This window comes from Spiroplasma endosymbiont of Dactylopius coccus, from assembly GCF_977110965.1.
Genome location: NZ_OZ373019.1, coordinates 811,057 through 824,438, shown reverse-complemented (window position 1 = coordinate 824,438; position 13,382 = coordinate 811,057). Strand labels below are relative to the sequence as shown.

Sequence of the window (13,382 nt, the reverse complement as noted above, 5' to 3'; positions counted from 1 at the left end):
AATATCTTTAGCAAATAAAACAATTAAAACTATGGAACAACAAAATAATAAACCAATAGCATTAGTAACTAATTGAGGACGTAATCTTTTAGTTAATTTAACTTTAGAAACACTAACATGGGCAGGTAGTCATATTATTCTAACTGGTTCATCAGAAAATACTTCTAAAGAAGATTTTAATTTACATGATTGAATCACGAAAGACATTTTTACTACAGGTGCTTTAGCAGCAAATATAAGTCGTTATTTTGTTATGAGACCAATTAATAATATTTTTAAATCGGGTTTAACAAACTTAGGAATTCCAACTAATCTTTGTCCTGAAAAACTTTCAAAATGAGTTGAAAAACAAACTCGATATAAAAAAATATTAATGGCAATCCCTTTATTTTTATCAGTCACTTGTGCTGTTAATGCTGTTAAAACAGAAGCTGCATTAGTTACTGAATATGGATTTCAAAAAGCCACAAAATTATTTTATGAAAAATTTGTTAGATGAACAACATTAGGATTTTCAATTGGTGTAACAGCAATTGATATGATTGCTTTTGCTATTTCTGATTTTTATAAAGATGTATTTAATCAACCAATAACTATAAAAAAAATAACAGAAATATTAACTAGTTGTTGTGGATTTACTAAAAAAGAAGCAGTTTTTCTTGAAAAACATTTAGAAAAATTAGAAAACAATGGGAAATTCACAACTTTTGATGAATTGTTTAAAAAATATCAGGAAGAAGAATTTGAAGATTCTGGTATTGAAGAAGTTTTATCACAACAAATAGAATCAGAAAAATCATCAAATGAAAAAGAAACTGATGACGAAACATCAATAGAAGAATTTCCTATTGACAATCCATATGAATTTGCAAATGATATAAATAACCAACCATCAACAAGTACAGGAATATACCATCCAATGCCATTCAATTAAAAGCACTATTTAAATTTAATTTTTAGTCACCCTTTTAAAAAGAGTGACTTTTTTAATATTTTATATTTATTTTTTTTCTAAAAAATGTACACTGATTTTGGGTATTTTAGATGTATAAGAATAAATATACCAAAAAAGTAGTGAGAAAGGGATTTTTATGGATGAAAAAAATAAAAAGAGAAAAAGAAATAGCAAGAATAAAAGAAAAAATTGCAGCTAATAAATTAAAAAAAGAATCCGAAAAAGCTGAAAAAGAAAGACAACAACAAGAAATCGAAAATAAGAAAAAAAATGAAAATAAAAAAAACTTTATAAAATTAAGGTAATGTTTAGTAATCTGTGTAACTTACAAAAATAACTATGTTTAATTAATTCTATAATAAACCTAGAAAGAGTGAATTACAGATGGCTAAAAAGCAAAATATTAATAATAATGATCCAATATCAAAAGCAGTAGATTTATTATTAGAAAATACTGAAGATTTAACAACAGTTTTTAAAGAGGGAGGTTTGTATAAAGAATTAACAAAAAGATTAGTAGAAAAAATGTTGAATTCTGAGATGTAAAATTATTTAGGATATGATAAGAATCAACATAGTAATAGTGACAATGCTCGTAATGGTATAAGTTCAAAAAAATTAATAACTCAACAAGGTAAAATTGAAATTGATGTACCACGAGATCGCAATAGTAATTTTAATCCTGTAATAATTGCAAAAAGACAAAGAAGATTTGATGGTTTTGATCAACAAGTTCTTTCTTTATATGCAAAAGGTATGACATTATCAGATATTAGAATGCAATTACAAGAGTTATATCATGGTGCTGATATTAGTGAAAATGTTATTAGTCAAATTACTGATGATGTTATTGATGATGTAAAAGCATGGCAAAATCGACCATTAGATAGTATTTATCCGATTGTTTATTTTGATTGCATAGTAGTTAAAATACGACAAGATAAACGCATTATTAACAAATCTGTGTATATAGCTTTAAGAGTTGATTTAGAAGGTAAAAAAGATATTTTAGGCTTATGAATTAGTGAAAATGAAGGTTCTAAATTTTGATTAGCTAATTTCACAGAAATGAAAAATCGAGGCTTAAATGATTGGATGGATTACACTTTATTGGACACTAATTACGTAGACAAGTGAACAAATTAGTGAAAAGAAAGGAAGTATAATTATGGCCAATATTAACTCATATTCAGATGAATTTAAAAAACAAATAGTAGCTTTATATCAAAGCGGTAAGTCAGTGTCTTGTCTTGCTAAAGAGTACAATGTTACAAGAGCAGATACTTATAATTAAATTAAGAAAAGAATTAAAACAATTAAGAATGGAAAATGATATTTTAAAGCAAGCAGCACTAATAATAGGCAGAAAATAAAAATTATTGTCAAAAATAAAGTTAAATATAAAATTCGCACAATGTGTCGTTTTTTGAAAATATCTAAATCAACATATTATTTTAACTTAAAGAAAAAAGAAAATAAAATCAAAAATAATATGTATGATGAAGCTGTTATTAGTGCTTTTAAAGAAAATAAAGAAGTTTATGGTACTAGAAGATTAAAAAAAATTTTAGAAAACCAAGAAATTTATTTATCACGCAGAAAAATTAAAGAAATTATGAATAAGCATAATTTAATATCAAAATACACTAAATTATCATTCAAAAATCATCATAATAAAGTCAATAATAGTCAAATAACCAATCTTGTTAATAGAAACTTTAATAATAGGGTTAAAAATGAAGTTATTGTTAGTGATTTAACTTACGTTCAAGTTAATGGTAAATGAAACTATATTTGCCTATTAATAGACCTATTTAACCGCGAAATTATTGGACATAGTGTTGGAGTTAAAAAAGATGCATTACTAGTATATCAAGCATTTATGCAATCAAATCGCTGTTTAAAAGATATCCAAATATTTCATAGTGATCGAGGTAATGAATTTAACAATAAAATTATTAATAATCTTTTATTAGCATTCAATATTACTCGATCTTTAAGCAAAAAAGGTTGTCCTTATGATAATGCTGTTGCTGAAGCAACTTTTAAAACTTTCAAAACAGAATTTATTAATGATAAAAATTTTACATCATTAATCCAATTAAAATTAGAATTATTTGATTATATCAATTGATACAACAACATAAGAATCCACAGCACTTTAAACTACTTAACTCCTATCAAATATCAAGAACAAGTGTCTACCAAAAAATAGTCCTAAAAAGTGTTGCCATTCCAAAGAACAAGCAATGCAGGCTTTAGAAACATTTGAAAATAAGTGAAATAAACAATATCCTCAAATTGCTAAATCTTGATATAAAAATTGAGAAAATTTAATAGTTTTTATTAGTTATCCAACAGAAATTAAAAGAGTAATTTATACCACAAATGCTATTGAATCTGTTAATAGTCAATTACGAAAAGTTATCAGAAATAAAAAAGTTTTTCCTAATGATATGGAAGAATTGAAAATATTTTATTTAGCAATTGAAAATATAACAAAAAAATGAACAATGCCCATTCAAAATTGAAATACAGCAATTGCTCATTTTATGATAAAATTTGAAGATAGAATTAATCTTAACTAGTACTTTGTAAAACAAAGATACACAGATTTCTAAAAAGCCTCAAAATTAATATTTAAAGAAAAAATCACTTAATAATTAAGTGATTTTTTTATAAAAATGAATAATTTTAATATTTTGGTTTTCTTTTTCATTTTGAATTATTATCAACATTACGTTTAAAATCATTTCTATTATTATGAGATAAAAAATTTAATTTAGTTGGTACTTTAACAACATTTTTAGGTAAATCTCAACCTGTAGCATCTAGTAAAGTAATTTCATGATTTTGATAATATTGAATTTCTTGAATTTCATTATATTGAACTCTATTACTTACTAAAGTAATAGCAGTTCCTTGTGCTCCAGCACGAGCTGTTCTACCAATACGATGAGTATAGTATTCATATTCACGTGGAATATCATAATTAAAAACATAATCAATGCCATTAATGTCAATTCCTCTAGCAACAACATCAGTAGCAATTAATACTCTAACCTTACCATTTTTAAATTGTCTCATTGCTTCCATACGTTCTCTTTGACTTTTATCGCCGTTAATAACAGCACATTTAATATTATTTTGTTCTAATAATTGTGCAATTTTGTTAGTAAAAGCTTTTGTATTTGAAAAAACAATACTTAATTGTGGTTGTAATTTTTGATATAAAGTAACTAATGCAGTTTCTTTTGTTATATTACGACAATCAAAATAATATTGTTTAATATTTGCTTGTTGTAATTTTTGACTTTCATCTTCAACAGTAATACTAACTGGATTATTTTGATAATCATCAGCAATTTTTAAAACTGGTTTTGACATTGTTGCTGAAAAAAGGACAGTTTGAATATTTTGTGGTGAATTCTCAAATAAGAAATCAATATCTTTTTTAAATCCCATTTTTAACATTTCATCTGCTTCATCTAAAACTAATGTTTTAATTGAATTTAATCTTAAACTACCACGATTAATATGATCAGTAATTCTTCCTGGTGTTCCAACAACTATATTACTAGTTCTTAAATCATATAATTGATTTCTAATATTAACACCACCACATAATAAAGCAACATTAACACCATTTAAAAAATAAGCATATTTTTTTACTTGTTTAGCAACTTGGATTGCCAATTCTCTAGTTGGACAAACAATAATGGCTTGATTACGATATAATTTTATATCTAAATTATGTAATATAGGTAAGACAAAAGCAGCAGTTTTTCCGGTTCCGGTATGACTTTTTCCAATAATATCTTTTTTTTGTAAAGAAACTGGAATTGTCTTCTTTTGAATTGGTGTTGGGGTAGTATAACCTCATTTAGCAATAGCAGCAGTTAATTCTTGTTTTAAATTTAGTTCTGTAAAACTCATATATTTCTCCTTAAAAATAAATTTTGAATAAATTTAGAAAAAATGATAATTATAACCTGAAAAATAACCTCTAAAAGAGGATTATTTTAAAAAGGGATTAGTTTTATTTATTATTTATATATAATATACTTACTTACATTTTAAAGTATTAATTCATCTAATTTTTCTAAAATTAAAAGTTGTCAAATAATTTCATGATATTATTTATTTCTTTGACATCATTAACAACTTTTTGATATTTTTTTATCAATCATATCTTAAAAGAAAATTGCGAATTAATCAACAACTTAAATATAATACACTATTTTTAATTAAATGTAAAGATAAATTTTTAGAAATGAAAATATAAAAATAATAATTAAAATACTATACAAATTTTTAATTTTAATCAATTTAAAAATTTAAATTATATTAGAAATTTTTTATCATAACAAAAAAATTTGAAAAATAATATAAATTATCAAACATTAGTATCTGCTTTTTTAATAATTCAATTATCAAATAAAATATGATTATTTTTATGATTCTTAATCATTCCAGTTAAAAAACTAGTGTTTGCATAACGAATAGTTAAATAATTATAACCATGCATACCACCCGCATTTCTTTTAACTTTAAATGTATTATCATCTAATTTTTCCACACTAGTTTTATCACTTAAAGTAGGATTTTTTGCTCCTTTTCAAAGACCATTTAAAGTAACTGAAATATTACCTTTAATAAGATCTTCGGTTGTAGCTTTAGAATTTATTTTTGAACTAATATAGTCACTAATATCACTCATTTTTTTATTATTTTGAACAAAGTCATCAAAATCTCCAGGATTCATATATATTGTTAAATTATTATCAGTAGTTATATCAATACGCCCTTCAGCAAATGCACTTTTTGTATAAAATATTTTACCTAATGCTGTTGCTGTTTGCTCTGCTCATTCACCTTGCGTTTGATTAGGACTAATATTAATAAAATCTAAAGTCATTGGTGTTAATCTTAATCCTGAAATGCTTCAATCACTAATAGTGATTTTTCCAAAAGCATTAATTTTCTTTTTATTTTCTTCAGGCACTCCTTGTTTTCCAACAAGTCACTTAGTAATCTCATCTGAAAAAGCTGTTGCTGTTGGTGATAAATAATTTTTCAAAGAATCAATTGCTTCATCAATTGTAGGTTTAGTAAGCGCTTCATACATATGATCACCACTAGCATAAACATCATTTTTTTGAAGCACTTCTGATTGAGCATTAATATCAACTTTAGTAATATTAACTTTATTGTTATTAAGTTTTTCAGTAATTAATTTTTTTGCTTTTTGTAATAAACTTTCACTATCAGTAGTGGCGTTTTCCATTTCTATCATAAAATTTTTTAATACTTTTGTTACATTACTAGTTGAAGCTTCAATTAAATCTTTTAAATTAGCACCAGTATTAGCGTAATTAAAATCAAAAATATTAGATACTTCAATTTCTGTCTTTTTGTTACTTTCATCTTTATAAGATAATTTTAATTTTAAATCTGCAGTAAGTTTATATCACATTGTTATGTTATACGTTGCTGGATCATAATTTTCAATACCAAAATCAGCATTTTCCTTAGTTCAATTGAATTGTTTATTTGTCATTGTTGTTTCATTAAAATCAATTTTTAAAATTTCACTAGTAGTTATATTATTAAATAATGGTTTTAAATCAGATGGTTGTAATAAATAATCCTCAATAATAAGATTTGTAATATCTTTTTGAAGCCTAGTTAAAAATATATCTTTTATTTTACTATCAACTAGAGTGTCACTATCTTTAGATAAACTATTTAAATTATTAGTAATATCTTTTCCAAATTCACCAAATTCATCTTCAAAAGTTAAATTCTTATATTCACTAATTAAATTTGCAAGTCCTAAACTAATTTGCTCTTTAGCTTTTTTTAATAATTCTTGTACATCAGCATTTTCCGATACTTCATCATCAGTATCAGAACTATTACCATTTCCACATGCCACTACATTTACTGCTAATGGTGCTGTTAATCCAAAAATTGCTAATAATTTTAATATTCCCTTCACTCTAGTACCCTCCTAAAATTTCTTTTAATATCTTTTATTAAAGTTTTAGTATATTCTATAATATTTATAATTAAAATGTTGTGAATATATTAATTTTAATATTTATGTAAACTAATAATTTGATTATTTTTCTACTTATAATATATTATAAGTATTAATAATATATTATAAGAAACTAAACTATTCATATTCTATATATAAATTAATTTATTATAATTTTTGTAATATTTAAATTTTTAAAAAGAAAAAATAAACTACTCAAATTGAGTAGTTTTAAAATATTTTAGTTAATTAAAATATTGGATAAATAGGCATTATTACTAAAACAATATACTTTAATTTAAAATGATAGAAAAAATTTTGATGTGAAAAAATGAATCAATTCCAAAATTTGCATAATTTGATAAAAATCATCTAAAATAAATATAATCCTTATCGCGTCAAATATTTAAAGAAACATTTATACTATTTCCACGACCAGCACTATCAATTGTGTTTATTTTTATATTATACATACTATTACTGTTTCCTGTCCCTATATTTTGCAAATTTTTTTGTATTAATGGGTGTTTCTAAGTTTTAAATACTATTTGTGTCGTTTGCTAATCTAACAGAAAAATTATTAAGAACCTGTTTAGGATCTTTTTTAACTTATTTTTGATTAAATTAATATCATAAATGTTATTTTATAGTTGAAAAATAAATTTTTAATCGATAAGTTGTCAAATGATAAAATCTTTTTAACAAAAAAATGACAAAGAAAATAAAATGTTAATTAACTGTCAGGTTAGAAATAATTATTCCCTTTTTTAGTTTAATTATGTTTAAAAGATTCCAAACAGGTTCTAAGAGATTTATTAAAATGAAATGTTTTATATTTTTCTGTAAAATTATCTCAGGAATTAGAAAAAGTACTTCATTTTAGTAATTTATATGTATTAGAACTATCTGTAAAATTAGAATGTAATCCGTTAGAACCTGTTTAGGATCTTTTTTAACTTATTTTTGATTAAATTAATATCATAAATGTTATTTTATAGTTGAAAAATAAATTTTTAATCGATAAGTTGTCAAATGATAAAATCTTTTTAACAAAAAAATGACAAAGAAAATAAAATGTTAATTAACTGTCAGGTTAGAAATAATTATTCCCTTTTTTAGTTTAATTATGTTTAAAAGATTCCAAACAGGTTCTTATAGGAATCCTTAAATTCGTAATCAATGGAATAGTTAGAAATATTATTCATAATTTTCCATCCTTTCAATTAAAAAATAAAAAAACACCTAACAATAGGTATTTTTGTGATTAAAAAAGTAAAATCCTAAAATAATTAAATAAAATTAATAAATATTTTCAACATATCTTTTAAATTTGATTAATTTTATTCCTTAGAACTCATACTTCTTAGAACCTGTTTAGAACATTAATCGGTAATGTTTAGTTTTTATAATGTTGGTGGTTGATTTCTGCTTGTTGAATTTGGATTTTGTAAATCCATAGCATTTACTTGAAAAGAGTTAAATGGTTCTCTTTGTTGTCTTACTGCTTTTTGTTTTATCTCATCTATGACTACTTTTACAGCACCAACACCAAGAAGAGTGGCACCAGCAATAACCTCACCTGGACTAGGTGAGATAACCACACAACCAATACCAGCAACAAACCCAACACCACCAACAATAGCACCATTTTTCGCATATTTTTTAATTATTTGTTTTTTTGATTTTTCTTGTTTAATTCCACTTCGCATATTTTTTCTCACTTTCTACTTTAAAATATAAAACCTATTTACTTTAAAATGAAAGTAAATAGGTTAAACACTAATATTTAGGTAATATAATACTAACATAAATATTAGTGTTTAGAATCTTTTTTCAATAATTTTTCATTTTCATTAAATTATATTTTATAAACAAAAAAAATAATTGATTATAATTGATAATATGTAAAGGAGAAAAAAATAATGGACAGATTACTAGAAACCACAACGAAAACTATAGAAAAAACTAAAACCAAAAAGACAAGTTGATTTAAGTTATTTAGATTAATTATAATTAAAATTAGTTACAGTTTTATTACAGCATTTTTATTTTTATTTTCAATAGTAATTTCGGTATTGAGCATTAGTGTTTTGTTTTTTTTAAATTTATCAATAGAAGATTTTATTATTGATTTACAATACTATATTATGATTTTTTATAGTATATTTCTATTTATTTTCATTTTATTAAATGCTATAAAAATTTTTGGTACTCAATTTGAAGATAGTTCTTTCCTATTATTACTTACTAAACCTTATACAAGAAATGTTATTATTTTAACTCAATACGCTGCTTTATTTTTTATGAGTTTAACTTTTATTTTCATAAATATTATTGCTTTATTAATCTTTGGCGGGATTTGCGGAATTATTATAAAAGTTTCTTATTTAACTTTTTACGTATTAACAATCCTAAAATTTTTTGGCTTTTGCTCTTTATTTGCTGCTTTAGTTACTGTTGGTGTAGTAACAATGTTAGCTTTTACTCCATCACAAACAGTTTTTTTAATTTTTGTTATTTTCTGTAGTCTATTTTTATTAGGTGGTTTGCCTTACTCATTAACCAAAATAAATAGTGACATTATTAAAATTAATTTTGAAAATAATATCCAATATACTGTTAGTGAAATCAAAGAAGCAATTTTATTTAAACAAAATTTAGAAAAAGGATTAATTAAATATCCAAATTTAACAAAAGCTATTTTTGATTTTTATTCTAATCTTAGTGATCAAGAATTAAAGGATATTAAAGAAAATAATGTTATTAATAAGCGTATTGATTTTTATCAAAAATTAGGATTTATTAAAACAAATCCTACTGTTAAAACTCTTAGTGGTAAAACAACCTCTTGAAAACCACCTGAATTTCAAAATAAAAATATATTTATGAAAATTACTTTTAATAGTTATTTTAAAAACTTAGATGAATTAAAAAACAATGTTGATAATAATCAAATTACAGAAGACTTAATTAATATAATTAATGATTATGATAAAAAATATAATATTGATTCATTTATGGATCTGCAAAGCGGTAAAGCACCTTCACTATTAACATACGATACTGATATTAATAATACTTATATACAAATTACAGGTCCAATATTAGAACAACCCGTTCCACTATCACCCAAGGAAATTAAAAATATTTTTATTGATACATATGCATATAAATTTGATTTTCGTAATGAATTTAATAAAATTTTTTATAATCCTGTTTATTTTTTAGTTAGAACAACCGAAGAATATATTTATAATCAAATTCATATTTATCGTCAGATTACTAATAATTCTGTTACTAATGATAAAAATTATAAAAATTACATTAGTATTGCAAATAGTTATCAATTTATCAATGCAATAAATTTTATTGAACATTGAAATCAAATTTGGACTTATTTTATGGACTACTATGGTGATTTTTGATTTGAACCTTATGCAACATCTAGTATCGATTTTGATACACAAAAAAATACTTTATTTAGTTATCCTGATTTTAAACTAACATTAAATAATAAAAAAATAAAAACCGATAACATTGATTATTTTCAAAATAATAAATCAGTTCTTGAAATATATTGTGGATTTTCTATCTTTTTATTCTTACTTTCTTATTTAATGTATAATCGAAAAATTGTTAGTTAGGAGAAAACTTATTATGGGAACTACAGAAGACATTATGATTAGTGTCAGAAACTATAACAAAAAATTTAAAAAGTTTAATATTAGTAATATAAATTTTACTGTATTTAAAGGAACTATTCATGCTTTGGTTGGTCAATCTGGTAGCGGAAAATCCGTTTTATTAAAGTCTATCATTGGTGCAATGCCCAGTAACAGATACATTGGTACAATTAAGGTTAATGATTACAAAGCAGGAAGTGCAAAATCAAAATTAAGCTTAGGTTATTCCTTAAATTTAGAAAACTTTCCACAAGGTTTAACAGCTTATAATTTTCTAAAATATTTAGGACAAACAACTACTATTACCGATAGTGCTTTAGAAGTTAATTTACAAAAATTATTAAATAATTTTAATTTATGAGAACATCGTAATAAGGGTTTAAATTCTTTCTCTTCAGGAATGAAAAATAGAATTATGCTAATTCAAGCCTTAGCACATGATCCAGAACTAGTAATTCTTGATGAACCGGGTGCAAACTTAGATTCAGAGTCACGAAAATATTTTACAAATGTATTAAAAAGATTAAAAGCAGAAGGTAAAACTATTTTCTTAACAACTCATATAATTAACGAGGTTAAAGATATTATTGATGATTGTACTATTATTGATTTGGGAAAAATGCTTTATAGTGGACCAATAGCAAAATTTGATGTTGGCAAAATTTTTATTTTAACTACCAACAATTTACCATTAACAGCCACTATATTAACAAAATATCAATATCAATTTAAATATCTTAAAGATTTAAATGAAATCTTAATTCGCTTAGATACACAAGAAAAAATTGATAATCTTAGTTCAATTTTAAATAAATATAAAATTGGTATTCAAAATCTTTATGAAAAAGAAATAGATTTATCACATTTAAAAAATTTTTTATAAAATAAAAAAACAAAAATTTAACTATAAAATTTCTAATCTTTTTAATTTCTCATAGTATAATTATTTATAAACTTAATATAAGTTTAATTATTTTAAATAAATAACTTTACATTTTAATAAGGAGAAAAAATGCGAAAAGTTAATGAATGAATAAATAAACATCAACATGAATTTAAGAAAACACTTGAAGAAAGAAATCAAATAAAAATAAATTGAGAACAAGAACACAAAATAATTAATAATTTAAGAGAAGAAATAAACAACAAATATAAAAAAACTAATTTAATAAAAAAATAAGTTACTCTATAGAGTAACTTATTTTTTTATTAACTATTACATTTTGCTAATTTTGCTTGATGTTCTAAATTAAAAGAAAATTCACTATTCAATTCTACTTGTAAATTAGGATTTGTTTTTAAACGAAGTTTATATTTTTTAGAGTAATAAGCAAAGTATCAAGTTATTGCAAAAATCACATTACTTAAAATAAATACTAACTCAATAACCATAGCAACTATTGCACTTGAATCAGTTGCTGTAACTGCATCATAAATAATAGAATAATAATGTCAAACGAACATTAAACCTAAAGTTACCAAAATAAATGGAAAAGTAATTTTTTCATATCAATTCAGTTTTAATTTTTTATCTAATGCTAATTTTAATACTGTAATTAAAACCATGATATAAATAAACATGTCAATATCGAGTGAAAATTTCCCAAAAATATTTATCAAAAATTAAATTATTTTGGAAAGTTACACTGTTAAATAAACACAAATTCTAAATAACCCCTAAAATTTAGTTCCTTGTTTTCATATAGGAACTTTTTTATTTACAAACCAATTTTTAATGAATATAATAAATATGAATTAAAAATAGTTTTAGAAACCTAATTGTTTTATTTTTAAACAATTAGGTTTCTAATTTTGAAAGGATTTTTAATATATGGATAAACAATTACAAGAAAGTCAAAATCAAATTTCTAAGTTAAGTAATGAATTTAGAAGTTTGGAGAAAAAGCTAGATAATGAAAAAAGAAAAGAAAAAGAAATAAATAAAAAAATATCTTGTTTAACAAATCAAGATATTAACAATAAAAATGAATTAAAAATAAGAAATGAAATAAGAAAATATGAAAATGAACATAGAATTATTTCTCAAAAAGTAAATTATTTTGAAATTAAATTTAATTCAATAAAAGAAGAATTAAAAAAAATATCAAATTTAAAAATGGAAATTTATAACAAAAATTTAGAAAAGTTAAAAATAAAAAAGTTTGATGAAGTTGAAATTAATAGCTTTGAAAATAAAAATTATAAGGGTTTTAAAATAAAATCACTAAAATTATAAAAAAGATATTGCAATTGCAATATCTTTATATATTTAAAATGAATTTTAAGGCACCAAATTTGCTCATATTCAAACGATTTAAAAATTTATATTTTATAGTATTCAAAAAATAAAAAGCCCTAAAAAGGGCTGTTTTAAATCGAATTATTATTAATTATAAGTTATATAAATAACTTCACTTTTGGGAAATTATTACTCGATAACTAATAGGAAATTTTTACTAAATAATGACACAACAACTTATGGAATATATCTAGGAGTTGCGCTTGGATTAATTGGTATTTACACAATAGTTGCAAGTTCAAAATTACGTTGACAAGCATAAGAACCTGTTTGGAATCTTTTAAACATAATTAAACTAAAAAAGGGAATAATTATTTCTAACCTGACAGTTAATTAACATTTTATTTTCTTTGTCATTTTTTTGTTAAAAAGATTTTATCATTTGACAACTTATCGATTAAA

Annotated in this window: 10 protein-coding genes and 3 pseudogenes; 9 read left to right on the top strand and 4 right to left on the bottom strand. The window is 22.7% G+C overall.

Annotation, left to right across the window (positions count from 1 at the left end; all coding sequences use genetic code 4):
• Positions 1–31 precede the first annotated feature (31 nt).
• From ACXUB0_RS05140 to ACXUB0_RS05120, 5 genes and pseudogenes are all read left to right on the top strand, one after another.
• On the top strand, positions 32–934 hold the full coding sequence (locus ACXUB0_RS05140; RefSeq protein ID WP_458257974.1) for a hypothetical protein: 903 nt from the start codon (positions 32–34) through the stop codon (positions 932–934).
• Between the two features lie 161 nt (positions 935–1,095).
• Positions 1,096–1,260, top strand: a complete 165-nt coding sequence (locus tag ACXUB0_RS05135) for a hypothetical protein (RefSeq protein ID WP_458257973.1) — start codon at positions 1,096–1,098, stop codon at positions 1,258–1,260.
• Positions 1,261–1,339: 79 nt separating this feature from the next.
• A pseudogene (locus ACXUB0_RS05130) lies at positions 1,340–2,047 on the top strand (IS256 family transposase); the annotation flags it as partial.
• A 76-nt stretch (positions 2,048–2,123) separates the two neighbouring features.
• A pseudogene (locus ACXUB0_RS05125) lies at positions 2,124–3,170 on the top strand (IS3 family transposase).
• Positions 3,171–3,201: 31 nt separating this feature from the next.
• Positions 3,202–3,543, top strand: a pseudogene (locus tag ACXUB0_RS05120) (transposase); the annotation flags it as partial.
• 106 nt (positions 3,544–3,649) lie between these two features.
• Here ACXUB0_RS05120 and ACXUB0_RS05115 read toward each other — a convergent pair.
• The 3 genes from ACXUB0_RS05115 to ACXUB0_RS05105 all read right to left on the bottom strand — a co-directional run bounded on the left by ACXUB0_RS05115 (position 3,650) and on the right by ACXUB0_RS05105 (position 8,707).
• Entirely contained in the window at positions 3,650–4,891 is a 1,242-nt protein-coding gene (locus tag ACXUB0_RS05115; protein WP_458257972.1) for a DEAD/DEAH box helicase, read from the bottom strand.
• Between the two features lie 457 nt (positions 4,892–5,348).
• Complete coding sequence (locus ACXUB0_RS05110; RefSeq protein ID WP_458257971.1) at positions 5,349–6,956, bottom strand: hypothetical protein; 1,608 nt, start codon at positions 6,954–6,956, stop codon at positions 5,349–5,351.
• A gap of 1,445 nt (positions 6,957–8,401) precedes the next feature.
• A complete protein-coding gene (locus tag ACXUB0_RS05105) occupies positions 8,402–8,707 on the bottom strand; it encodes a hypothetical protein (protein WP_458257970.1) in 306 nt (101 codons plus the stop codon).
• An 837-nt stretch (positions 8,708–9,544) separates the two neighbouring features.
• On the opposite strand from ACXUB0_RS05105, the gene ACXUB0_RS05100 reads away from it, so the two are divergent.
• The 3 genes from ACXUB0_RS05100 to ACXUB0_RS05090 all read left to right on the top strand — a co-directional run bounded on the left by ACXUB0_RS05100 (position 9,545) and on the right by ACXUB0_RS05090 (position 11,861).
• Positions 9,545–10,642: a hypothetical protein gene (locus tag ACXUB0_RS05100; RefSeq protein WP_458257969.1), complete on the top strand. Its 1,098-nt coding sequence runs from the start codon at positions 9,545–9,547 to the stop codon at positions 10,640–10,642.
• A 13-nt stretch (positions 10,643–10,655) separates the two neighbouring features.
• The gene (locus ACXUB0_RS05095; RefSeq protein ID WP_458257968.1) at positions 10,656–11,564 is read left to right on the top strand and encodes an ATP-binding cassette domain-containing protein; all 909 of its coding nucleotides are present in this window, start codon (positions 10,656–10,658) and stop codon (positions 11,562–11,564) included.
• A gap of 129 nt (positions 11,565–11,693) precedes the next feature.
• A complete protein-coding gene (locus ACXUB0_RS05090) occupies positions 11,694–11,861 on the top strand; it encodes a hypothetical protein (protein ID WP_338959267.1) in 168 nt (55 codons plus the stop codon).
• A 29-nt stretch (positions 11,862–11,890) separates the two neighbouring features.
• Here the strand turns inward: ACXUB0_RS05090 and ACXUB0_RS05085 are convergent, their stop codons facing one another.
• Positions 11,891–12,247: a hypothetical protein gene (locus tag ACXUB0_RS05085; protein WP_458257967.1), complete on the bottom strand. Its 357-nt coding sequence runs from the start codon at positions 12,245–12,247 to the stop codon at positions 11,891–11,893.
• Between the two features lie 265 nt (positions 12,248–12,512).
• On the opposite strand from ACXUB0_RS05085, the gene ACXUB0_RS05080 reads away from it, so the two are divergent.
• The gene (locus tag ACXUB0_RS05080) at positions 12,513–12,917 is read left to right on the top strand and encodes a hypothetical protein (protein ID WP_458257568.1); all 405 of its coding nucleotides are present in this window, start codon (positions 12,513–12,515) and stop codon (positions 12,915–12,917) included.
• The last annotated feature ends 465 nt before the right edge of the window (positions 12,918–13,382 follow it).